Below are 22,327 nucleotides of genomic sequence, written 5' to 3' on the forward strand. Positions count from 1 at the left end.
TTCCAGCCGTCGAATTGCGGGACTTCGGTATGTCTGTATTGCCCCCCACCACCCGCGAAAGGCGGCTCCTCACGCAGTCAGCGCTGCTGCAGGGCCCGCCGCGACCGGAGCGGCCGGCCTGGCCGAGCAGACGCAACTGGGCGCTGGAGTCCGCCAGGGTGCTCACGCTCGGCCAGCGGTCGCGGTGGCCGCCGATCGTGGCGGTCCTGCGGATCGCGGAGCGGGAGCGCATCCTGTCGAGATTCGGCGCGGGCGGGTGGGAGCGGGTGCAGGGTGCCGTCGCCGGGGTGCTGCAGGGGCAGTTGGCGCATCACGAGCTGCTCGGTCTGGACGGCACCGACGGGATCGTGCTGTTTCTGCGCGGCACCCCGGAGCGGCAGGCGGGGCGACGGCTCAGCCAGATGTCGGCGCGGGTCAGCCGGGCGGTGCTGGAGGTCGGCGAGGAGAAGCTGCAGACGACGCCGATCTGCGGCTGGACGACCGGCGCCACGTCGCCCGGCGGGCCGCCGCCGCTGGAGCTGCTGGAGCGGGCCGCGGAGGCGGCCGAGTTCGCCGGCACCCACCTTGACCTGCTGCCGCGCCAGTGGCGGCCGCGCGAGACGGTCGAGCCGCCGCAGCGGCTGATCCCGGACCCGTGGCGTACGGGACTGCAGGCGCTGTTCACGTTCGCGCTCGGCGCGGGCGCGCCCTTCGCGGCGCTCGCCGGCCTCTACCTGCTCGGGCTCGACCTCGCGACGCCCGCGTATCTGGCGGTCACGGTCGCGCTGGTGATCACGTCCGTCTTCATCTGGATGGAGGGCCTGCACGCGCTCAACCCGACCCCGCTCCCGGACGATCCGGGCAAGCACCCGCCCGCCTCCGCAGTCATCGCCGCGTACCTCCCGAACGAGGCCGGCACCATCCTCGCCACCCTGGACGCCTTCCTCGCCCAGGACTACCCGGGACCGCTGCAGGTCGTCCTCGCGTACAACACCCCGCACCCGATGCCGGAGATCGAATCCGAGCTGCGGGCGCTCGCCGCGCGCGACGACCGGCTGCTCGTGCTGAAGGTCCCGGGCTCCACCTCCAAGGCGCAGAACATCAACGCCGCCCTGCAGGTGGTCACCGGCGAATTCACCGGCCTCTTCGACGCCGACCACCATCCGCAGCAGGACGCGTACCGCCGCGCCTGGCGCCGGCTCGCGGACGGCGCGGATGTGGTCCAGGGGCACTGCGTCATACGCAATGGCGAGAATTCCCTCGTCTCGCGGAATGTTGCGGTGGAATTCGAGGCCATTTACGGAGTGAGCCACACCGGTCGCGCCAAACTCCACCAATTCGGCCTCTTCGGCGGCTCCAACGGCTTCTGGACCACGTCCGTGCTCCGCGAGGTGCGCATGCACGGGCACATGCTCACCGAGGACATCGACTCGTCCTTCCGCGCACTCCTCGACGGCCGCAAGCTCGTCTACGACCCCGCGCTGCTCTCCCGCGAGCTGGCCCCCGCCACCATGGGCGCGCTGTGGAACCAGCGGATGCGGTGGGCACAGGGCTGGTTCCAGGTCTCCCGCAAGCACCTGGTGCGGGCGCTGCGCTCGCCGGAGCTGAGCCGCCGCAACAAGCTGGGGATCGCCTTCCTGCTCGGCTGGCGCGAGGCGTACCCCTGGCTGTCGCTGCAGATGATGCCGGTGCTGGCCTTCCTCATCTGGCGCTCCGGCGGCGCAGAGCGGCTCGACTGGGTGATCCCGACCTTCCTGCTCACGTCGCTGTACACGCTCTCCGCGGGCCCGGCGACCGTGCTCTTCGCCTGGCGGCTCGCGCCGCCCGAACTGCGCCGCCGCAGAGCCTGGTTCGTGATGTACGCGTGCGTGTCAGCGCTGATCTACACCGAGCTCAAGAACCTGATCAGCCGGGTCGCCCATATCAAGGAACTCAGCGGTGAGCGCCAGTGGATCGTCACCCCGAGGCAGCCATGACGGTCGACCGCACCGCGCAGGGCAATCCGCCGGGCGCCCCGCGCGGCTGGTACACCCTCGACGGCTACCGCGCGGTGGCCGCCCTGACGGTGCTCACCTTCCACGCCTACCAGCACCAGCGTGAGCCGGGCACGTGGCGTTGGCCGCTCCAGGGCACCATCGGCCACGAGATCCTCCTGAACACGGACATGCTCGTCGACATGTTCTTCATCCTCTCCGGCTTCCTGCTGGGGCTCCCCTTCGCGCGGGCGGCCCTGGGCACCGGGAAGCCGCGGGCGGCCCGGATCTTCCTCATCCGGCGGGCGGTGCGGCTGCTGCCGCCGTACTGGATCGTGGTCCTGGTGGTCTGGTCGATCTCCAACCCCGTCATCCCCGGCGACTGGCGCGACCTGGTCCTCCACCTCACCCTCACCCACGTCTGGAGCGACGACAAGATCTTCTATACGGACGGCCCGGCCTGGACGCTCGGCGTGGAGGCGCACTTCTACGTGCTGCTGGCCGTGCTCGGCGTCCTCGCGCAGCGCGGCTGCCGCCGGCTGGCGACGCGGCGGGCGCGGATCGGGCTGCTGCTCGGCGGGGTCGGGGCGCTGATGGTGCTGAGCCTGGCCTTCAAGACGTGGGCGGTGTTCGTACGCGACTACCCGGAGGAGTCGTGGTCGATGTGGTTCGGGCCGCCCGCGAAGCTGGACGTCTTCGCCACCGGAATGCTGCTCGCCGTCGCCGCCGCGGCCGGGCTGCGCTGGCCGAACCGGGTCGTGCGCACGCTGGTCGGGCTGTGCGGCGCCGGGGTGATCGCGGGCGGCATCTGGTGCCGCACGCTGCACGTCCCGGAGCCGTATCTGCACAGCGTCTTCGGCCTCGGCATCACCCTCGTCGTCGGCGCCACCGCGCTCAGCCTCGACGCCGGGCCGCGCTGGCTGAGCTGGGCGCCGATGGTGTCGCTCTCCACCGTCAGCTACAGCATCTACCTGTGGCACGAGCCGATCCTGCGCGCCATCGCGGGCCGCGGGGTGCTGCCGGAGCCGGGCACCTGGTGGGCGTGGCCGCTGACGGCGGTGATCCTGCTGGCGGTCTCGGTCCCGCTGTCGTATCTGAGCTATCACGTCATCGAGGCGACCGCCCTGCAGATCATGGGCGCGTTCGACTCCCGCGGCAGGCCGCGGGAGTACCACACGCCGCTGCCGCCACCCGAGCTCAAGCCGGGCAAGCCGGGCTAGAACTCATCGACCGTGTGCGGCAGCAAGTCCGTCCGCAGCGCGGCGTCGAGCGCGTCGGCGGCGCCCGGCGTGTGCTCGGTGGCCAGGCCCGCCTGCACCAGCGCGCGCACCCGCGTGCCGCCGAGATAGCAGGCGGCGAGGTCGCGTACGTCCAGGGCGAGGTCGGGAGCCGCCTCCGTCGGCTCGTACGTGGCGCCGCCCGGCGCCGCGGTCAGGCGGTGCGGTCCGGCGTTGGCCGGGATGTGCGCGTCGGCCACGTCGAGGACCAAGTCCACCGGCGCCGCCCACGCCCGCCGCCGCAGCGCCTCCCCCACGTCCAGCAGCCGCAGCCGCTCCGCCGGGAAGTCGCCCGTCACCCGCACCTGGTCCCGGTCGGCGGCGAAGAGCAGCAGCGGGTCGTCGAGCGGCCGGCCCCAGGCCCGTACCTTCCCGGTGAGGTCGATCGCGCAGAGGTACGTCCACAGCGCGGCGGCCGCGGCCGGGGTGTCGGCTTCCACCTCATCGACGCGGACCAGGCCGGGACCCTCGTCGGGGAGCTTGGTGCGGTAGACGGCGTAACCCGCGACCGGGTCGCCGAGCGCGACGACCCGCGGCGGCGAGAAGTCCTCGTCGTCCTCGTCCTTCTCGGCCAGCCACTCCTCGCGCCACCATTCCTCGGTACGGAACGGCCGCCCGGCGCGCGCGGTCCTGGTCGCGTCGTAATACGGGCCGAGGAGCTTGGGCACGTCATCGGCGGCCAGCAGCCGCAGCGGGCGCTCGTCCGGCGCGATGCGCAGCCGCAGCGGCTCGCGGGAGTCGATCTCGACGGTGGCGCCGTACGTGGCGGGCCCGAAGCCGAAGCGTCCGTAGATCGCGTCCTCGGATGCCCAGAGCGACGCCACCGGCCAGCCCGCCTCCGCGGACCGCCGGTACAGCTCCCCGATCATCCCGGAGAGCACGCCGCGGCGCCGGTGCGTCGGCGCGACGCACACGAAGGTGAGCCCCGGCCCCGGCAGCTCGCCCCCGGGCACCGACAGCTGGAACGGCAGCCCCGCGGCAAGACCGACGACCTCTCCCCCGTCGTACGCCCCGATGCGCAGGCACCCCCGCAGCAGGTCGCGGTGGCGGCGGCGCCTGTCGTCCTCCGGGTTCTCGTGGAACGCGAGATAGGCGAGGGCGAGCGCCCGGTCGATGTCGGTCTCGGGAAGCTCACGGAACTGGATGGCGGTGCGGGCGTTCATACCGGGACACTACCGAATAAAGATCATTTAACCTACCCGCTCGGTCAGCACAAACACCGGAATCTCCCGCTCCGTCTTCTGCTGATACCCGGCATACGTGGGGAAGACCGCCACGGCCCGCTCCCACCACACCGCCCGCTCCTCGCCCTCGACGAGCCTGGCCGTGTAGTCCTTGCGCACTGTGCCGTCCCGCAGCTCCACATGGGGATGCGCGATCGCGTTGTGGTACCAGGCGGGATGGGCCGGATCACCGCCCTTGGAGCCGACGATGGCGTACTCGCCCTCATGCTCGACGCGGATCAGCGGGCTTTTCCTGAGCTTCCCGCTCTTTGCACCTACGGTGGTGAGCAGGACGACGGACAGCCCGTTCTGTGTCGTCCCCTTGGTGCCGCCGGAGCTCTCGATCAGCTCCGCCTGCTTGGCCGCCCAGCCCCAGGTGCCGGGCTCGTAGTCTCCGGTGAGTGGCATGCCCGGTCCAACGGCCGGGGAGCCGGGAAAGATTCCCGGTGGCCGAAAGCCGCCACTCCTCCGCCAAGCACCAGCAAAGCCCGGATAATGCGGCGGTAATGTGCCAACGAGCTACGCGTCCCTTGTGTCCCGATGGACCCCGATGACACGGTGAAGCGAACACCAGTCTCGCGAGGTAGTTCATGAGGACAGCGAAACGAGCCATCACCCGCGCCGTCTACGGGGCCCGCTACGACCGCATCCCCTGGTCCCAGCGGATCTTCGTCAGGCCCGGCGAGCGACTCGCCCGGGAACTGCAGTGGAAGGCACGGGTACGCACCGCCCCGGTCATCTCGCTCGACGCCTATCAGGCGCGGGTGAAGGCGAAGCCGATCGAGGAGTTCATCACCTGCCACCTGTGCGGGGAGTCGCGCCAGCAGCCGCTCTTCGAGCCGACCGCGTACAAGGCCAATGGCAAGAAGAAGTGGATGTACCGCGTAGTGCGCTGCCCGAGCTGCGGCTTCCTCTACCGGAACCCCAACATCCGGCCCGAGCGGCTGGGCGAGCTGTACGCGAACAACTACAGCAGCTTCCTCACCGGGAAGTACGCCGCCAGACGCCGGCGCAAGTACCGCCTGACCATGGACGCCTTCGATCCGGTCTTCGCCGAAGGCGACGGCCGCCGGCTGCTCGACTTCGGCTGCGGCGCCGGGTACTTCCTGGAACTGGCCGAGCAGCGCGGCTTTGACGCCTGCGGCGTCGACCTCTCCCCCGACTCGGTGGCGCAGGCGAACGAGCGGCTCGAGTCGGCGACCGCGTACCACGGCGACCCGGAGGACATACCGGAGATCGCCGAGGGCGGCTTCGACGTGCTCACGCTCTGGTCGGTGCTCGCGCACCTGCCGCGCCCGCTGGACGACTTCAAGCGCTTCCGCGAGCTGCTGGCCCCGGGCGGGGTGCTGCTGCTCCTCACGGTGAACGCGCGGTCGCTGCAGCTGAAGGCGTACGGCTCCAACTGGATCGGCTTCACCAAGAACCACCTGATGTTCTACTCCTCGCAGACGCTCCCGGCGCTGCTGCGGCAGACCGGCTTCGCCGGTGTGTCCTTCGAGCAGGCCTACGGCGACACCATCGAGGCCAACACCGCGCGGATCCCGGACAAGATGCGGGACCGGCTGCGGCGCACGATTTCGGCGAGCGACGGCGGCACCATGATGCGGGCGCTGGCGTTCGCCGACGAGAAGGCGATCGAGCGGTGGGGGCAGGGCCGCGACGTCGTGCGGCTCACCAGCGAATCGGCACTGGCACAGCCGTAAGCAGCGCCGACACCGCCACCACCGCGCCCAGGAGAATCACTTCGGCGCGGGCCGGCGGATAGGCGGCGAGGGGCTCGGCCGCGCGGCGCAGCCGCCGCCGCGCGGTCAGCGCCAGCGCGCAGACGACCGCGACCAGGAGCACCTTGGCGACCAGGGTGCGGCCATAGGCGGTCTCGGTGAGCTGGTCGAGTACGGTGCCTGCCGGCATCCGCCGCAGCGTGCTGCACACCCCGGTGGCGGTGAGCGCGGCGAGCAGCAGCGTCGCGACGCGGGCGTACCGGCCGAGCACGGCCGCGCCCGCGTCCGGCGCCGCGGCACGCAGCGTCCGCACGGTGCGCAGCGCGTACAGCAGGCCCCCGGCCCAGAGCGCCGCGCAGGTCAGGTGGACGAGGGTGAGGGCCGAGCCGAGCAGGGGCGTGTCCTCGACCGTCGGGTGCGCGCGCAGCGCCTCGGCGGCGATGATCGCGGCGAGCGGCGCGATCCGGAGGACGGCGCTCCGGGAGCGGGCGGTCAGGGCGGCCACCACGAAGGCGTTGACCTCGATGAGCGCGAGGGTGCCGTCGCGGGTTCCGTACAGGCCGCCGATGTCCATGTCGGACGGGCCGGTCGGGACGAGGTTGCCCGCGGCGACGATCGCGGTGAGGCCGAGCGCGGCGAGCGCGCCGACCACGGCGGCATATCCGGACCAGCTGCGCGGCAGCCGCACGCCCGGCACCCGCGCGGCCAGCCGCCGTACGAACTCCTCCCCCACCGGCACGGCCAGCGCCGCGAACAGCACCGCCCGCAGCAGCGTGACCGCCCGCACGCCGGGGTCGTCCGCCTCTCCGGTCCCGTCCAGGGCGGCGCCGGGGCCGAGCAGTGGGATCAGCAGGCCCCCGGCGGCCAGGCAGAGGACGATCACGGAGCGGCGGACGGCCTGCCGCCGGCCGGTGGATCTGTGCCGGGATGGTGCGGTGGTGTCGACGGCTGCCGCCTCGTCGTCCGCGGCGGCAGCCGGTGGTATCGAGCTCATCCCCAGAGCTTAAATCGGAGACGGAAGCGGTCGCGGGGGTTCCATTTCCGTCCGTGACCTTTACATTGTCGGGCACCTGTCATGCGCCGCCGTCAGTTGGAGGAGCCCGTGTACCGCCCCGAGTTGGATCCGTTCGGCGACTCCCTGGCGTGGTCGTCCGCGGTGGCCGCGACGCCGCTGCTCGTCTTCTTCGTGCTGCTGGGTGTCGTACGCCTCAAGGCCCACTGGTCGGCGCTGGCGGCCCTCGGCACGGCCCTGGTGGTGGCGGTCGCCGGGTACGACATGCCGGTCGGCGCGAGCGTCAACTCGGCGGCCGAGGGGGCGGTCTTCGGGCTCTTCCCGATCATGTGGATCGTCGTGAACGCGCTCTGGATCTACCAGATGACGGTCGACACCGGACACTTCGCCGTGCTGCGCCGCTCGTTCAGCCGGCTCTCCGGGGACCAGCGGCTGCAGGCGGTCATCGTGGCCTTCTGCTTCGGCGCGCTCCTCGAAGCTCTCGCGGGCTTCGGCGCGCCGGTGGCGATCACATCGGTGATGCTGATCGCGCTCGGCTTCGGCGCCTTCAAGGCGGCGACGGTGGCGCTGGTCGCCAACACGGCACCGGTGGCCTTCGGCGCCATGGGCACGCCGGTGATCACCCTCGCCAACCTCACCGGCCTCTCCCTGGACGACGTCTCGTCGACGGTCGGCCGGCAGACGCCGGTCCTCGCCCTGGTCGTGCCGGTGCTGCTGGTCTTCCTCGTGGACGGCAAGCGCGGCGTACGGGAGACCTGGATGCCCGCGCTCGTCTGCGGCATCGCCTTCGCGCTCGCCCAGTTCGCCACCTCCAACTACCTCTCCACCGAGCTCACCGACGTGGTCGCGGCCCTGGTCGCGCTCGGCGCGCTGCTCGCCGCGATGCGCCTGACGCCCGGCGGCGCTGGCGCGCGGGGCGGCCTCGAACCCCCGCCCGTGATTGCGGGCGGCAGCAGGGACGCGGACACCGAGGCGGCCGAGCAGCGGGCGGAGACCGTGGCGGCCGACGACCGTGGGTCGGTGTTCAAGGCGTACGTGCCCTACCTCGTCATCATCGCGGTCTTCGCCATATCGCAGATCGACGCGGTGAAGGACCAGCTGGCCGAGACCGTCACGACCTTCGGCTGGCCGGGCCTCGACGTCGCCGACCCGGTGACCGGCGACCCCGCCTCGGCGACCACCTTCACCCTCAACTGGCTCCCGGCGACCGGCACGCTGCTGCTGTTCAGCGGAGTCATCACGGCGGCGGCCCTTTCCGTACGCCCCGGGCTCGCGGTCCGTGCGTACGGACGGACGCTGCACCAGCTCCGCTGGGCCATCCTCACCGTGGCGACGGTCCTCGCCCTCGCGTACGTCATGAACCTCTCCGGCCAGACCGCCACCCTCGGCCACTGGATCGCGGGCGCGGGCACTGCCCTCGCCTTCCTCTCCCCCGTGCTCGGCTGGCTGGGCGTCGCCGTCACCGGATCCGACACGTCGGCGAATGCCCTCTTCGGCGTGCTGCAGGTGACCGCCGCGAAGAGCTCGGGGCTGAACCCCGAGCTGCTCGCCTCGGCGAACAGCTCGGGCGGCGTCCTCGGCAAGATGATCTCCCCGCAGAACCTCGCCATCGCCGCGGCCGCCACCGGTCTGCACGGCCGCGAGGCGGAGCTGCTGCGCAAGGTGGTCGGCTGGAGCCTGCTGCTCCTGCTGCTGATGTGCGTGCTGGTGGCGCTGCAGTCGAGCGCCGTACTGGAGTGGATGCTGCCGACGTGACCCAGGTCACATAAAATGGCTGTCACGTCTGTGCTCGCCTCCCTGTCCCATAGGCGTCACCGGACCGGGTGACCCCGACTGAGGAGCTAATGATGCAGAGCGACCGCCACCGCATCGTCGTACTCGGCGCCGGCTACACCGGCATGCTGGCCGCGATCCGGCTCGCCCGCCGCACCCGGCGGATGGACGTCACGATCGCGCTGGTCAACCCATCCGACCGGTTCACGGAGCGGCTGCGGATGCACCAGGTGTTCGCCGGGCAGGAGCTGGGCGACCACCGCATCCCGGAGCTGCTGCGCGGCACCGGCATCGAGTTCGTGCAGGGCTGGGCGACGGGGCTCGACCCGGACGCCCGGGAGGTGACCGTCGACGGCGAGCGGACCCTGCCGTACGACACCCTCGTCTACGCGCTGGGCAGCGCCACCGACACCTCCATCGTGCCGGGCGCCGGCGAGCACGCGCACACGCTCAACGACCCGCGTACCAACCACCGCGTGTCGCTGCGCCTCGCCGAGCTCGCGGCGGAGGGCGGCCGGGTCACCGTCGCGGGCGGCGGTCTCACCGGCATCGAGGCCGCCACGGAGATCGCGGAGAGCCACCCTGGGCTCCAGGTCACGCTCGTCAGCCGCGCCGTGCCGGGCGCGATGATGGGCGAGAAGGCCCGCGCGTACCTGAACCGGGCCATGGACCGGCTCGGCATCACCGTGCGCGTCGGCGAGAGCGTCGCGAAGGTGCTGCCAGGCGGCGTCGAGCTGGCGGACGGCGAGGTCGTCGCCTCCGACCTGGTGCTGTGGACCACCGGCGTCAAGGTGCCGGCACTCGCGGCGGACTCCGGCATCGCCACCGACGACCGCGGCCTGATCGAGGTGGACGCCACGCTGCGGTCCCTCTCGCACCCGGAGATCTACGCGGTCGGCGACGCCGCAGCCGTGAAGCTGCCGTGGGGGCAGATCCACGGCACCTGCCAGAGCGGGCTGCCGACTGCCCAGTACACCGCGGACACGATCGCCCGGCGGCTGCGCGGCAAGGGCGTGAAGCCATTCCGCTTCGGGTACTTCCACCAGCCGGTCAGCCTCGGCCGCAAGGACGGCGTCATCCAGTTCACCAAGGCGGACGACTCGCCCGGGCGGCTGTACCTGTCCGGGAGGGCGGCGGCCTGGTACAAGGAGTTCGTCAGCGGCAGTCCCCTGAAGACCTACCGGATGGTCGCCCGCGGCGTGTACGCGACGGTCTTCCTGTCCAAGGGCGGCCGCGCCACCCGATGAGGCGACTTGCGGGCGGCGGCCGCCCCTGGGCACGATGCCCAGGTGAGGGAAGCCACCGCGGATACGGACCCGTTCCTCGAGCACCGGCGACTGCTGTTCGGCGCCGCGTACCGGATGCTCGGCACCGTCACCGATGCCGAGGACGTGCTGCAGGACGCCTGGCTCAAGTGGCAGCAGGCGGACCGCGCTTCGGTGCACAACCCGCGGGCGTATCTGGTCCGTACGGTCACCAACCTCTCCCTCAACCGCCTCACCTCCGCCCGCGCCACCCGCGAGAAGTACGTCGGCCCGTGGCTGCCGGAGCCCCTGCTCACGGCCCCTGACGTGGCGGAGGACGCGGAGCGTGCGGACGCCGTGTCGGCCGCGCTGCTGGTGGTGCTGGAGACGCTCAAGCCCGTCGAGCGCGCCGTCTTCGTGTTACGGGAGGCCTTCGGCTACTCGCACGCGGAGATCGCCGGCTTCCTCGACCGGCCGGAGGCGACGGTCCGGCAGATCGCGCTGCGTGCGCGCAAGCACGTACAGGAGCGAAAGCCCCGCGCCGACACCGATCCGGCGCAGCGCCGCGCGATCGTGGAGCGCTTCCTGGCGGCGGCGTCCGGGGGCGACCTCAACAATGTGCTGGAACTGCTCGCGCCCGACGTGACCGCCTGGTCCGACGGCGGCGGCAAGGTCACGGCGGCCCGGCGCCCGCTGTACGGCCCCGACCACGTCGCCCGCTGGCTCCTCGGCGTGCTGGCCAAGCCCGGGTACGCGGGGCTGCGGCTGGAGCCGGCAGTCCTCAATGGCGAGCTCAGCGTCCTGTTCACGCTGGGCGGCTACCCGGTCGGCTCGCTCTCCTTCGACCTGACCGACGACCGCATGGCCAACCTCCGCTTCCAGGTCAACCCCGACAAGCTCCGCGGCCTCAGCCCTCCGCAGGCGGACTGACCCCGGGCATACCGCCGGACACCAAGGCCGAGGTGCGGCTGCCCTCGGGTGACCGCAAGGCGGTGCCGCCTGGCAGGCACACCTTCACCGCACGCCGCGCGCCTGCCGCGCCGTAGCCGTCAGCTCCCGCTCGTCCGCCACGCGCAATCGCGCCGTCCTGGCATCGCCGGTCTCGCCCGCCTGCTGCAGCCGCAGCCGCACGCTGTCGGGGCCGCCCAGCTCCAGGGTCATGATCTGGTTGCCGAACCAGGGCCCGCCGGTCTTGCGCCATGAGACCGGCTGCTCAGGCAGCCGCGCGTGTCGGGCGAGCGCGCGGCCTATGGCCCGCCCTGCACGGCTCCAGCCGAAGCGGAAGCCGGCCTTGAGCGGGGCGGGGACGCTGTTGTGCATCGGCGAGCAGGTCAGCTGGGCCACGGTGGAGCGGACGTCGGCCGGGTAGTCCGGCTCGGCCACGTACGCATGGTGGACATCGCCCGACAGCACCAGCACCGACGCGGGGGCGGCGGCGCCGCGGCCGACCTCGGCGATGATCGCGGTCAGGTCGGTGAAGGAGCGCGGGAAGGCGGCCCAGTGCTCCAGGTCCGCCGCCTGCCGCACCTTCTCGGCGAAGCCCGTCCAGCGAGGGCCGCGGCCGCCCGCGGCCAGGGCGGCGTTCCAGCCCTCGGCGGCGTGCACGGCGGGCGGCAGCAGCCAGGGCAGGGAGGTGCCGATGAGGAGGTGGTCGTACGTGCCGGGGCCGGACAGCGCCTGCTCGCGCAGCCACGCCATCTCGCTGTCGGCGAGCAGCGCCCGGGCGTCCTCCTGCAGGACGCGGGCGGCGCGGGAGTCGACCATGAGGACGCGGGTGCGGCCGATGTCGCGGCGGTAGCTCCAGCGGGCGGCGCCGGGCTCTTCGTCGGCCCGTACGGCGAAGTCGCGCAGCAGCTCGGTGCCGTCGTCGGCGGCGCGGATGGCGGCGTAGAGCTTGTCGGTTTCCAGCTCGGCCGGGGAGAGATTGCCCAGGTGCTGGTAGACCCAGTACGACATGAGGCCGCCGAGGACGCGCTCCCGCCACCAGGGCTTGGCGCGGATCCCGGTGAGCCAGGCCTCTGATGTGTTCCAGTCGTCGATCACATCGTGGTCGTCGAAGATCATGCAGCTGGGTACGGAGGCGAGCAGCCGGCGCACCTCCGGGTCGAGCCAGGATTCGTAGTACAGCCGCGTGTATTCCTCGTAGTCCGCGACCTCGGCGCCGGGCGGCTCGACGAGGTCGCGGCGGGTGGCGAGCCACTCGCGGGTGGCCGCGGAGGTCTCGTCGGCGTAGACCTGGTCGCCCAGGAGCAGCAGGACGTCGGGACGTTCCGCGTAGGCGTCGGCGTCGAGCTGCTGGGAGAGGGTGTCGAGGGCGTCGGGGCCGACCGGGTCGTGGTCGCCGTCGGGCTTGGCGGCCCAGCGGCAGGAGCCGAAGACGACGCGGACGCTGTCGGCGGGGTCGGGGGTGCGGACGGTGGGCGCCGGCTCCCCGGGCTCGGGCCACGCCTGGGTCCCGTCGAGGAGCACCCGATACGGCGTGGCCTGGCCGGGGATCAGGCCGTCGACCACCACCAGTGCGTAGTGGTGGCCGGCCGCGCGCCAGGTGCGCGAGGTGCCGCCGGCGCCCGTGTCGCAGGCGATCGCCACCTCGCAGGGCCGGTCCGTCTCGACCCAGACGGTGGCCTGCGCCCCGTCGGCATACCGCAGCAGCGGCCCCAGCCGCAGCTCCGCACCGGCCATGATCGGCCCTCCCTTCGAACGTGCGTGTCCCAGTACAGCAGGAACGGGCACCGGGAACAGCCGGTTCCGGAGAGTGATCGACAACGCAGCCGTCAGGCCGCGACCGACTCGCCCTCCGGTGTCCCCTCCGCCCCGAACTGGGTCCGGTGCAGTTCGGCGTAGCGCCCCTGTGCGGCCAGCAGCGCGGTGTGGGTGCCGCGCTCCACGATCCGCCCGTTCTCGACCACGAGGATCAGGTCCGCCTGCCGGATCGTGGACAGCCGGTGCGCGATGACCACGGCCGTCCGCCCGGCGAGCGCCTCGCCCAGCGCTTCCTGTACGGCCGCCTCGGACGTGGAGTCGAGGTGTGCGGTGGCCTCGTCGAGGATGACGACCCGGGGCTGGGCGAGCAGCAGCCGGGCGATGGTCAGCCGCTGCCGTTCGCCGCCGGAGAGGCGGTAGCCGCGTTCGCCGACGATGGTGTCCAGGCCGTCGGGCAGCGCGGCGACGAGGCCGTCGAGGCGGGCCCGGCGCAGGGCGTCCCAGATCTCGTCGTCCTGCGCGTCCGGCTTGGCGAGGGCCAGGTTGGCGCGGACGGTGTCGTGGAAGAGGTGCCCGTCCTGGGTGACCATCCCGAGCGTGGCCCGCAGCGAGTCTGCGGTGAGGTCGCGTACGTCCTCGCCTCCGACCCGCACCGCGCCCGCGTCCACGTCGTACAGCCGCGGCAGCAGTGAAGCGATGGTGGACTTCCCGGCGCCTGAGGAGCCGACGAGGGCGACCATCTGGCCGGGCTCGGCGCGGAAGGAGATGTCGTGCAGCACGGTGTCGCCGCCGCGGGTGTCGAGGGCGGCGACCTCCTCCAGGGAGGCGAGGGAGACCTTGTCGGCGGCCGGGTAGGCGAAGGAGACCTTGTCGAACTCGACCGAGGCGGCCGCCTTGGGCAGCGGCCGCGCGTCCGGCTTCTCCTCGATCAGCGGCTTGAGGTCGAGCACCTCGAAGACCCGCTCGAAGCTGACCAGCGCGCTCATCACCTCCACCCGCGCGCCCGCGAGGGAGGTCAGCGGCGCGTACAGCCGTGTGATCAGCATCGACAGCGCGACGACGGCGCCGGTCTCCAGCTTTCCGCCGAGCGCGAGCCAGCCGCCGAGCCCGTACACGAGGGCGAGGGCGAGGGCGGAGACCAGGGTGAGGGCGGTGACGAAGACGGTCTGGGTCATGGCCGTACGGATGCCGATGTCCCGCACCCGCGCGGCCCGGTCGGCGAACTCGGCGGCCTCCCGGTCCGGCTGCCCGTACAGCTTCACGAGGGTGGCGCCGGGCGCGGAGAAGCGCTCGGTCATGCGGGTGCCCATGGCGGCGTTGTGGTCGGCGGCCTCGCGCTGCAGCCGGGCCAGGCGGGCGCCCATGCGGCGGGCCGGGAGGATGAAGACGGGGAGCAGGACGAGCGCGAGCAGCGTGATCGTCCAGGAGATGCGGAGCATGACCGCGAGGGTGAGGAGGAGGGTGACCAGGTTGCCGACGACGCCGGAGAGGGTGTTGCTGAAGGCGCGCTGGGCGCCGAGGACGTCGTTGTTGAGGCGGCTGACGAGGGCGCCGGTGCGGGTGCGGGTGAAGAAGGCGACCGGCATCTTCTGCACATGCTCGTAGACGGCGGTCCGCAGCTGCAGGATCAGCCCCTCGCCGATCCTCGCGGACAGCCATCGGGCGATGAGGCCGATGCCGGCCTCGCCGATCGCGATGCCCGCAATGAGCACGGCGAGCCCGACCACCACGCCCTGCCCCTTGTCCCCGACGATCGCGTCCACGACCTGCCCGGCGAGCAGCGGCGTGGCCACGGCGAGGGCCGAGGTGACGACGCTCAGGACGAGAAACCATGCCAGCAGCCGCCGGTGCGGCTGCGCGAACGCCCAGATGCGGCCGAGCCCGGCCTTGCTGAGCGGTCGCTTGTCGCGCTGCGCGGTGACGGTGCTGTGCAGCGACTGCCACGCGGTGGCCTGCATATCCATGGGTTTCTCCCGCCGGGTGAGGTATTCGTCGTCACCGTAGAACCTCAACCATGGTTGAGCTCAAGCTATGCCCGGACAGGAGCCTCGCTCACGGCTTACGGGCGACCGCGCAGAAGGCATTGACCTCCTCCGGCTCCCGGAAGGCGTTCCCCTCCACCCGCCACCGCGATACGGACACCAGCCCCGGCTCCAGCACCTCGAGCCCGTCGAGGAACCGCGCCATCTGCTCCCGGTCCCGCAGCCGGTACGGATCGCCGCCCTCGGCGCGGGTCTGCTCGGCGGCGTCGGCCGCCTCCCTGTTGATCGCGTTCGTACCGTCCTCGAAGACCAGATAGCTGCCCGGGGCAAGCGCGGCCACGAGCCGGTCGCGGATCGCATACGCCTCCTCGTCGTCGAGGACGCTGCCGAGGGCGCCCAGCAGCATCAGGCCGACCGGCCGGTCGAAGTCGAGCGTCCTGGCCGCCTCGGCGAGGATCTTCTCCGGCTCCCGGGCGTCGCCGTCGATGTACGCGCAGGCGCCCTCCGGGCTGGAGGTGAGCAGCGCGCGGGCGTGCGTGAGTACGAGGGGGTCGTTGTCCACGTAGACGATGCGCGATTCGGGGGCGGTGCGCTGGGCGACCTCGTGGGTGTTGTCGGCGGTGGGCAGCCCGGTGCCGATGTCGAGGAACTGCCGGATCCCCCGCTCCCCCGCTATCAGCCGCACCGCGCGCCCGAGGAAGAGCCGTGAGTGCCGGGCGACGTCGACGATCGCCGGGTAGACCTCGCGGACCTGGTCGCCGACGGCACGGTCGGCGGCGTAATTGTCCTTGCCGCCCAGCCAGTAGTTCCAGATGCGGGCGGAGTGCGGGACGCTGGGGTCGATCCGCGGGTCGCTGTTCACTGAAACCTCCTGGCGGGGAATTGATCAGCCCCAACTTAGCGGGTCTCCGGGCCACTTGATGCCGGCGGCCGAGCACCTGTGGACAACCGCTCGTCTCACCACCTGGGCCCGATCGCGCAGAGCCCCGGTTCCCGCTTACATTCACAAGGGAAACCGCACGTCAGCTACCGAGAAGGACACCCCCGCACCATGCCCGCCGCCGCCCCCTGGGCCCTCCTGGCCGTCGTCTCCGGCGCGCTCATCGCCCTCCAGTCCCGTATCACCGGCGAGCTCGCCGCGGCACTCGGCGACGACGGCTTCACGGCGGCGCTGATCTCCTTCGGCTCGGGGCTGATCTTCCTGACCCTCGGCCTGCTCTTCATGGCCCGGCCGCGCCGGGGCGTCGGAGTCGTGGTGCGGGACGTACGGGCGGGCCGGCTGCGCTGGTGGCAGCTGGTCGGCGGCTTCGGCGGCGCGGCCTTCGTACTCACCCAGGGCCTGGCCGTGGGCGCGCTCGGGGTGGCGCTCTTCACGGTCGCGATCGTCGCCGGGCAGGTGGGCGGCGGCCTGGTCTTCGACCGGATGGGCCTTGGCCCGGCCGGCCCGCAGCGGCCGACGGCCCGCCGTATGACGGGCGCGGCGCTGGTACTGGCGGCCGTGGCGCTGTCCATGGCGGACAAGCTGGACGGCGGTTTCGCGCTGGGGCTGCTGGCGCTGCCGCTGGCGGCGGGGGTGTGCGTGAGCTGGCAGCAGGCGGTGAATGGGCATGTCCGCGTGTCGTCGGGTTCGGCGTACACGGGGACGTGGTTCAACTTCGCGGCGGGCACCTCGGCGCTGGCGATCATCTTCCTGATCCACACGGCGGTCGCCGGGCTGCCGGCCCACCTGCCGACGACCCCGTATCTCTACCTGGGCGGACTGATCGGCTGCGGCTTCATCGCGATAGCGGTCGCGACGGTGTCCCGGCTGGGCGTGCTCCTGCTGGGCCTGTGCACCATTACGGGCCAGCTGCTGGGCTCGCTCGCCCTGGACACCTTCCTCCCGCACGGGGACGCGTCGGTCACGACGGCCACGGTGGCCGGGGCCGCGCTGGCCCTCGCGGCGGTGGCGCTGGCGGCGCTGCCCGGGCGGCGGGCGAGCCGGATAGTGGCGTCGGGTACGGCGGAGGCGGACGCCGCGACGGACGCCCGTCAGGTATCGAGCCCGCCTCGCTCCACGAGCTGACGGACGATGACGTTGCGCTGGATCTCGTTGGTGCCCTCGCCCACGATCATCAAGGGTGCATCGCGGAAGTATCGTTCCACGTCGAACTCTGTCGAGTAGCCGTAGCCGCCGTGGATACGGACGGCGTTCAGGGCGATCTCCATGGCGGTCTCGGAAGCGAAGAGCTTGGCCATGCCCGCCTCCATGTCCACCCGGCTGCCCGCGTCCGCCCGCCGGGCGGCGTAGAGCGTCAGCTGGCGGGCGGCGGTGAGCTTGGTCGCCATGTCGGCGAGATAGCCGCCGATCGCCTGGTGGCGCCAGATGGGCTTGCCGAATGACTCCCGCTGCTGGGCGTACGCGAGGGAGTCCTCCAGCGCGGCCCGCCCGACGCCGAGGGCGCGGCCGGCGACCTGCAGCCGGCCGGTCTCCAGGCCCGTCATCATCTGCGCGAAGCCCTCACCCTCGACGCCGCCTAGGAGGGCGTCCGCGGGCGCGTTATACGTATCGAATGCGAGCTCGCAGCTCTCCACTCCCTTATAGCCGAGCTTCGGCAGATCGCGGGAGACGGTCAGGCCCGGGCCGTGCTCGACCAGAAGGATGGAGATACCGCGGTGGGCGGGGGTGGCGCCGGGGTCGGTCTTGGCCAGCAGGGCGATGAGGCGGGATCGGCGGGAGTTGGTGATCCACGTCTTGGTGCCGTCGACGACATAGCCGCCGTGATCGCGCGCGCGGGCAGTTGTACGTATCGCCTGCAGGTCGGAGCCCCCGCCCGGCTCGGTCAGCGCCATGGTCGCGCGGATCTCGCCGGTCGCCATCCGGGGCAGATAGCGCCGCTTCTGCGCCTCCGTCCCGAAGTGCAGCAGCAGCTTCGCGACGACAGTGTGGCCGCCCATCGCCCCGGCGAGACTCATCCAGCCGCGGGCGAGCTCCTCGGTGACCAGGACATAGCAAGGGGTGGAGACCGGCGTTCCGCCGTACTCCTCCGGGATGGCGAGGCCGAAGACGCCCAGCCGCTTCATCTGCTCGATCTGCGACTCGGGATACGTGTCGGTGTGCTCCAAGTCGCGGACAACGGGCCTGACGTCCTTGTCGACGAAGTCGCGGACCGTGCCGACGACCAGCCGCTCGTGCTCGGGGAGGCCGTCGAGCGCGCTCATCCGCCGCTCCCCTTCAGGGCGGCGATATCGGCTTCGCTATAGCCGAGTTCGGCGAGAATACGTTCCGTATGCTCGCCCGCCGCGGGTATCGGATCCATGCGCGGGCTGACGCCATCGAGATCGGCCGGAGGAATCAGCGCCCGCGCCTCCCCACCGCCCGGCAGCCCCACCTGCGCCCAGCGGCCCCTGCCGCTCAGCACCGGATGATCGAGGAACTCCCGCACGTCATTGACCGGCGCATTGGCGATCCCCGCCGCATCCAGCAGCCCCATCGCCTCCGCCGCGCCCAACCCCCGGAAACGATCGGCCACGATCCCGTCGACCTCCCCCCGATGCGCCACCCGCGCCGACCCGGTCGCAAACCGCGGATCCGCCACCAGCCCGGGCCGCTCCAGGAACTGCTCGCACAGCGCCGCCCACTCCCGCTCGTTCTGGATCGAGAAGAGCACCTCCTTCCCGTCCTTCGCGGTGAAGGCGCCGTACGGGGCGATCGTCGGATGCCGCGTGCCCATGCGCGGCGGCTGGGTGCCCCCATAGCCGGTGTAGTACGCGGGCTGGTGCATCCACTCCGCGAGGGCCTCGAAGAGCGAGACCTCCACGGCGCGGGCGACGCCGGTCGTGGCGCGGGTGTACAGGGCGGTCAGGATCCCGGAGTACGCGTACATCCCAGCCGCGATATCGGCGATCGAGATGCCGCTGCGCGCGGCCTCCTCCGCGGTGCCGGTGAGCGAGACCAGGCCGGTCTGGCACTGCACCAGCAGGTCGTACGCCTTGCGCTGCGCGGCCGGCCCGGTGGTGCCGTAACCGGAGATGGTGCAGGGGATCAGCTCCGGGAAGCGCCCCCGCAGCTCCTCCGCTCCGAGACCGAGACGGTCGGCCGCGCCGGGCGCCAGATTCTGTACGAACACATCCGCACCGGCGAGCAGTTGCCCGACCACCCGCCGCCCGCCATCGGACTTCAGATCGAGCTGGATCGACTCCTTCGACCGATTCAGCCACACAAAGTAGCTCGACTCCCCCGCCACGGTCGTGTCGTACCGCCGCGCGAAATCCCCTCCCCCCGGCCGCTCGACCTTGATCACCCGAGCCCCGAGATCCGCCAGCTGCCGCGTGGCGAAAGGCGCCGCGACCGCCTGCTCGAGGCTGACCACCGTAATTCCGGAGAGAGGCAGCATGCTGCCCATCATGTCCGGCCTGTCAAATCGGGATCAAATACACTAAAACGCACGCTAATTCAAGAGCGCATCACCTGTTGACCGTTCAACCGAAAGTCCTGCACAGTCCCATACGTCAGCCGGTCAACCGATGTTCAAAATCCCGAACACCGGCTTCGTGTGCGCACACGACACCCCCGCATCCGCTCCGCCGCTCGCGGCCCCGGCGACGGCAGGAGCGCGTCATCGCCTGGAGGATTCCGTGCGCCTGACACATGCCACGCCGTCACACCAACTCATCCACCGGCCCATCGAGGAACACGCCGCCACCCGCCCCCACGCCATCGCCGCCGAACACCGCGGCGAGGCCCTCACGTACGCCGAACTCAACCAGCAGGCCGACCGCCTGGCCGCCTTACTGACCGGCCTCGGCATCGGCCCCGGCGACGCGGTCGGCCTCTTCCTCCGCCGCTCCCTGCCGATGCTCGTCGGGCTGCTGGCGACGCTGAAGGCCGGCGCCGCGTACGTCCCGCAGGACATCGCCATCGCGCCCGCCGCGCAGCTGCGGCACGTCACGCGCACCGCCCGGATCAAGGTCGTCCTCACCCTCTCCGAGTTCGCCGGTCTGGCCCCCGTCCCCGAGGGCGGCACGCTGGTCGCCATCGACGAGGTGATGACCGGTGCCGCAGCGCCGCGCCCTGCCGCGCCTCAATCCGCCGCCCCGCCCCGACGCGCGCTCACCCCCGACGACGCCTGCTACGTGCTCTTCACCTCCGGCACCACCGGCAGGCCCAACGGCGTCGCCGTCACCCACCGCAACGTCTGCAACCTCCTGCTCACCTCCCCGGGCGACCTGGCCATCCACCCGGGCCTGCGCGTCGCCCAATTACTCAACATCGCCTTCGACATGGCCTCCTGGGAGATCCTCGGCTGCCTGTCCCACGGCGCCACCCTGCTCATCCGGGACTCCGGCATCGCCGCCACCGCCGAGCGCGCCGACGTCCTCATCGCCACCCCGAGCGTGCTCGCCCGCATCGATCCGGCGCGCTGCCCGTACGTCAGGACCGTGGCCGTCGCGGGCGAGCCCTGCCCGCGCCCGCTCGCCGACGCCTGGGCCCGCCGGGCGGTCTTCTACAACTGCTGCGGCCCCACCGAGACCACCATCGTCAACACCATGCACCGGCATGTCCCCGGCGGCCCGCTCACCATCGGCAGCCCCACCCCGAACAACACCGTCTACGTCCTGGACGAGTACCGACGGCAGCTGCCACCCGGCGAGACCGGCGAGATGTGGGCCGGGGGCGACTGCGTCTCCGCGGGCTATCTGGACAACCCGGACCTCAACGCGGAGCGCTATGCGCCCGACCCGTTCCTCGGCGCGGGACGGATGATGTTCAACACCCGCGACCTGGGCCGCTGGACCCCGTACGGCGAGCTGGAGCATCTCGGCCGCACCGATGACCAGGTCAAGGTGCGCGGCTTCCGCGTCGAGCTGGACTCGGTCTCCGCCGTGCTCGAGTCGGTGCCCGGCTGTGGGCAGGCGCTGACGCTCAAGCGGGACGACCGCAGCCTGGTCGCCTTCGTGGCCCCGGCGGGCGTGAACCCCCACGCCGCGCGCGAAGCGGTGGCCGCCGCCCTGCCGTACTACTGCGTCCCCGCCGAGGTGTACGCGCTCGATGAACTGCCGCTCACCCCGCGCGGCAAGGTCGACAAGGCGCTGCTGCGCCAGGCCGTGGCCACCGGCGCCGCGGCCGTCCGCCCCGCGCCCGCGGTGCTCGCCCAGGGGGCCGTCTCATGACCGCGCCCACGGCTCCCACCACCCGTATCACCACCTCTGCCGAGCGGGCGCAGCCGCCGCTGCCGCCGCCCACCGGCCGGCTGCGGCGCTCGTTCAAGCACCCCCGCCTGATGCACTACAACCGCTTGGCCGCGGCCGTCCTCGCCCTCAACGCCATTCTGGCCCTCACCAAGCAGTGGGACGCGCGCATCCTTTCGTACGCGGCGCTCGCCAACGTCGCCCTGGCCGTGGTCGTCCGCAATCAGTACGTCATCAACTTCTTCTTCCGGGTGGCCACATCCGCCCCACCGCACTGGCCCCTGAAGGTCCGCTGGACGCTCGGCAAGGTCTACCACTTCGGCGGCCTGCACGTCGGCGGCGCACTCGCGGGCTCGCTCTGGTTCGCCGCCTCGGTCGTCGCGCTCACCGCCGAGGGCGCCGACTGGCCGGTCCTGGCGGTGAGTTACGCGCCCCTCGCCCTGCTCGCCGCCATGCTGATCACCGCGCTCCCCCGCATCCGCACCCCGCGCCACGACCTCTTCGAGCGCACGCACCGCTTCGCCGGCTGGGCGGCCCTCGCGCTCCTCTGGGCGCAGGCGGCGCTGACCGCGTCCGCGGTCGCGCTGGCGGTGCTCGCGGGCATTACGGCCTGCGTCGCGCTGCCCTGGCTGCGGCTGCGCAAGGTGCCGGTACGGATCACCCGCCCCTCCCCGCATGTGGCCGTGGCCCGCTTCGATCACGGCGAAACCCCCTTCGCCGGCTCCTCCACCGCCATCAGCCGCAGCCCGCTCAGGGAATGGCACTCGTTCGCCAACGTGCCCGCCCCGGGCGAGGACGGCTTCCGCCTGACGGTCTCCCGGGCCGGCGACTGGACCGGCAGCTTCATCGATGACGCGCCCGAACACGTATGGGTCAAGGGCATCACCACCGCCGGCGTCGCCAACATCGAGCGGCTCTTCACCAAGGTCGTCTACGTCGCCACCGGCAGCGGCATCGGCCCCTGCCTGCCGCACCTCCTCGCCCGCGAAGTGCCCGCCACGCTCGTCTGGTCCACCCGGGCACCGCGCCGTACCTACGGCGACGAACTCGTGGACGAGATCCTCGCGGTCCAGCCCGACGCCCTCATCTGGGACACGGACGCGCACGGCAAGCCCGACATGGTGCACCTCGCCTACGACGCCTGGCGGCGCACCGGCGCCGAGGCCGTGATCTGCATTGCCAACAAGAAGCTCACCTGGAAGGTCGTGCACGGCCTGGAGAGCCGCGGCATCCCCGCGTACGGCGCCATCTGGGACTCCTGACCGACCA

At 72.0% G+C, this 22,327-nt stretch carries 17 protein-coding genes; 9 read left to right on the top strand and 8 right to left on the bottom strand.

Annotated elements, in window-relative coordinates; translation table 11 throughout:
• The first annotated feature begins 29 nt into the window (after positions 1–29).
• Complete coding sequence (locus tag ACNNMR_RS00655) at positions 30–1,955, top strand: glycosyltransferase (protein WP_419992475.1); 1,926 nt, start codon at positions 30–32, stop codon at positions 1,953–1,955.
• Positions 1,952–3,172 carry an acyltransferase family protein gene (locus tag ACNNMR_RS00660; protein WP_419992476.1) on the top strand — a complete coding sequence of 407 codons (1,221 nt, stop codon included), beginning with the start codon at positions 1,952–1,954 and terminating at the stop codon, positions 3,170–3,172. Before ACNNMR_RS00655 ends, ACNNMR_RS00660 begins: the two co-directional genes overlap by 4 nt.
• On the opposite strand, the gene ACNNMR_RS00665 is transcribed toward ACNNMR_RS00660, so the two are convergent.
• Together ACNNMR_RS00665 and ACNNMR_RS00670 are read right to left on the bottom strand one after the other, a co-directional pair.
• On the bottom strand, positions 3,169–4,392 hold the full coding sequence (locus ACNNMR_RS00665; protein ID WP_419992477.1) for a GNAT family N-acetyltransferase: 1,224 nt from the start codon (positions 4,390–4,392) through the stop codon (positions 3,169–3,171). The genes ACNNMR_RS00660 and ACNNMR_RS00665 overlap by 4 nt on opposite strands.
• 27 nt (positions 4,393–4,419) lie before the next feature.
• Positions 4,420–4,860, bottom strand: a complete 441-nt coding sequence (locus tag ACNNMR_RS00670) for a nitroreductase family deazaflavin-dependent oxidoreductase (RefSeq protein ID WP_419992478.1) — start codon at positions 4,858–4,860, stop codon at positions 4,420–4,422.
• 182 nt (positions 4,861–5,042) lie between these two features.
• Here ACNNMR_RS00670 and ACNNMR_RS00675 point away from each other — a divergent pair, with 182 nt between their 5' ends.
• Positions 5,043–6,155 carry a class I SAM-dependent methyltransferase gene (locus ACNNMR_RS00675; RefSeq protein WP_419992479.1) on the top strand — a complete coding sequence of 371 codons (1,113 nt, stop codon included), beginning with the start codon at positions 5,043–5,045 and terminating at the stop codon, positions 6,153–6,155.
• On the opposite strand, the gene ACNNMR_RS00680 is transcribed toward ACNNMR_RS00675, so the two are convergent.
• Positions 6,124–7,167 carry a CopD family protein gene (locus ACNNMR_RS00680; RefSeq protein WP_419992480.1) on the bottom strand — a complete coding sequence of 348 codons (1,044 nt, stop codon included), beginning with the start codon at positions 7,165–7,167 and terminating at the stop codon, positions 6,124–6,126. The genes ACNNMR_RS00675 and ACNNMR_RS00680 overlap by 32 nt on opposite strands.
• Before the next feature lie 108 nt (positions 7,168–7,275).
• Here ACNNMR_RS00680 and ACNNMR_RS00685 point away from each other — a divergent pair, with 108 nt between their 5' ends.
• The 3 genes from ACNNMR_RS00685 (at position 7,276) to ACNNMR_RS00695 (ending at position 11,132) form a co-directional block, all read left to right on the top strand.
• Complete coding sequence (locus ACNNMR_RS00685; RefSeq protein WP_420000227.1) at positions 7,276–8,940, top strand: L-lactate permease; 1,665 nt, start codon at positions 7,276–7,278, stop codon at positions 8,938–8,940.
• 92 nt (positions 8,941–9,032) lie between these two features.
• Positions 9,033–10,205: an NAD(P)/FAD-dependent oxidoreductase gene (locus ACNNMR_RS00690; RefSeq protein ID WP_419992481.1), complete on the top strand. Its 1,173-nt coding sequence runs from the start codon at positions 9,033–9,035 to the stop codon at positions 10,203–10,205.
• A 42-nt stretch (positions 10,206–10,247) separates the two neighbouring features.
• Positions 10,248–11,132, top strand: a complete 885-nt coding sequence (locus ACNNMR_RS00695) for an RNA polymerase sigma-70 factor (RefSeq protein WP_419992482.1) — start codon at positions 10,248–10,250, stop codon at positions 11,130–11,132.
• 84 nt (positions 11,133–11,216) lie between these two features.
• Here ACNNMR_RS00695 and ACNNMR_RS00700 read toward each other — a convergent pair whose 3' ends face one another.
• The 3 genes from ACNNMR_RS00700 to ACNNMR_RS00710 all read right to left on the bottom strand — a co-directional run bounded on the left by ACNNMR_RS00700 (position 11,217) and on the right by ACNNMR_RS00710 (position 15,749).
• Complete coding sequence (locus ACNNMR_RS00700) at positions 11,217–12,884, bottom strand: alkaline phosphatase D family protein (RefSeq protein ID WP_419992483.1); 1,668 nt, start codon at positions 12,882–12,884, stop codon at positions 11,217–11,219.
• Between the two features lie 92 nt (positions 12,885–12,976).
• Positions 12,977–14,869 (bottom strand): ABC transporter ATP-binding protein, encoded by a 1,893-nt coding sequence (locus tag ACNNMR_RS00705; protein WP_419992484.1) that lies wholly within the window; start codon positions 14,867–14,869, stop codon positions 12,977–12,979.
• Positions 14,870–14,957: 88 nt separating this feature from the next.
• Complete coding sequence (locus ACNNMR_RS00710) at positions 14,958–15,749, bottom strand: SAM-dependent methyltransferase (protein ID WP_419992485.1); 792 nt, start codon at positions 15,747–15,749, stop codon at positions 14,958–14,960.
• 189 nt (positions 15,750–15,938) lie between these two features.
• On the opposite strand from ACNNMR_RS00710, the gene ACNNMR_RS00715 reads away from it, so the two are divergent.
• Entirely contained in the window at positions 15,939–16,952 is a 1,014-nt protein-coding gene (locus ACNNMR_RS00715) for a DMT family transporter (protein WP_419992486.1), read from the top strand.
• On the opposite strand, the gene ACNNMR_RS00720 is transcribed toward ACNNMR_RS00715, so the two are convergent.
• Both ACNNMR_RS00720 and ACNNMR_RS00725 read right to left on the bottom strand, forming a co-directional pair.
• A complete protein-coding gene (locus tag ACNNMR_RS00720) occupies positions 16,919–18,088 on the bottom strand; it encodes an acyl-CoA dehydrogenase family protein (RefSeq protein ID WP_419992487.1) in 1,170 nt (389 codons plus the stop codon). The genes ACNNMR_RS00715 and ACNNMR_RS00720 overlap by 34 nt on opposite strands.
• Positions 18,085–19,263, bottom strand: a complete 1,179-nt coding sequence (locus ACNNMR_RS00725; RefSeq protein WP_419992488.1) for a CaiB/BaiF CoA transferase family protein — start codon at positions 19,261–19,263, stop codon at positions 18,085–18,087. The genes ACNNMR_RS00720 and ACNNMR_RS00725 overlap by 4 nt, the downstream gene beginning before the upstream one ends.
• A 241-nt stretch (positions 19,264–19,504) precedes the next feature.
• Between ACNNMR_RS00725 and ACNNMR_RS00730 the strand changes: the two genes are divergently transcribed.
• Both ACNNMR_RS00730 and ACNNMR_RS00735 read left to right on the top strand, forming a co-directional pair.
• On the top strand, positions 19,505–21,040 hold the full coding sequence (locus tag ACNNMR_RS00730; protein WP_419992489.1) for an amino acid adenylation domain-containing protein: 1,536 nt from the start codon (positions 19,505–19,507) through the stop codon (positions 21,038–21,040).
• Positions 21,037–22,320 carry a hypothetical protein gene (locus tag ACNNMR_RS00735; RefSeq protein ID WP_419992490.1) on the top strand — a complete coding sequence of 428 codons (1,284 nt, stop codon included), beginning with the start codon at positions 21,037–21,039 and terminating at the stop codon, positions 22,318–22,320. The genes ACNNMR_RS00730 and ACNNMR_RS00735 overlap by 4 nt, the downstream gene beginning before the upstream one ends.
• Positions 22,321–22,327: the final 7 nt, after the last annotated feature.

The organism is Streptomyces boninensis (assembly GCF_048572725.1).
Taxonomy (GTDB): Bacteria; Actinomycetota; Actinomycetes; order Streptomycetales; family Streptomycetaceae; genus Streptomyces; species Streptomyces boninensis.

Coding starts and splice junctions, on each gene's coding strand:
- ACNNMR_RS00655 (WP_419992475.1), top strand. CDS start 30: ATGTCTGTATTGCCCCCCACCACCCGCGAAAGGCGGCTCCTCACGCAG.
- ACNNMR_RS00660 (WP_419992476.1), top strand. CDS start 1,952: ATGACGGTCGACCGCACCGCGCAGGGCAATCCGCCGGGCGCCCCGCGC.
- ACNNMR_RS00665 (WP_419992477.1), bottom strand. CDS start 4,392: ATGAACGCCCGCACCGCCATCCAGTTCCGTGAGCTTCCCGAGACCGAC.
- ACNNMR_RS00670 (WP_419992478.1), bottom strand. CDS start 4,860: ATGCCACTCACCGGAGACTACGAGCCCGGCACCTGGGGCTGGGCGGCC.
- ACNNMR_RS00675 (WP_419992479.1), top strand. CDS start 5,043: ATGAGGACAGCGAAACGAGCCATCACCCGCGCCGTCTACGGGGCCCGC.
- ACNNMR_RS00680 (WP_419992480.1), bottom strand. CDS start 7,167: ATGAGCTCGATACCACCGGCTGCCGCCGCGGACGACGAGGCGGCAGCC.
- ACNNMR_RS00690 (WP_419992481.1), top strand. CDS start 9,033: ATGCAGAGCGACCGCCACCGCATCGTCGTACTCGGCGCCGGCTACACC.
- ACNNMR_RS00700 (WP_419992483.1), bottom strand. CDS start 12,884: ATGGCCGGTGCGGAGCTGCGGCTGGGGCCGCTGCTGCGGTATGCCGAC.
- ACNNMR_RS00705 (WP_419992484.1), bottom strand. CDS start 14,869: ATGGATATGCAGGCCACCGCGTGGCAGTCGCTGCACAGCACCGTCACC.
- ACNNMR_RS00715 (WP_419992486.1), top strand. CDS start 15,939: ATGCCCGCCGCCGCCCCCTGGGCCCTCCTGGCCGTCGTCTCCGGCGCG.
- ACNNMR_RS00720 (WP_419992487.1), bottom strand. CDS start 18,088: ATGAGCGCGCTCGACGGCCTCCCCGAGCACGAGCGGCTGGTCGTCGGC.
- ACNNMR_RS00725 (WP_419992488.1), bottom strand. CDS start 19,263: ATGCTGCCTCTCTCCGGAATTACGGTGGTCAGCCTCGAGCAGGCGGTC.
- ACNNMR_RS00735 (WP_419992490.1), top strand. CDS start 21,037: ATGACCGCGCCCACGGCTCCCACCACCCGTATCACCACCTCTGCCGAG.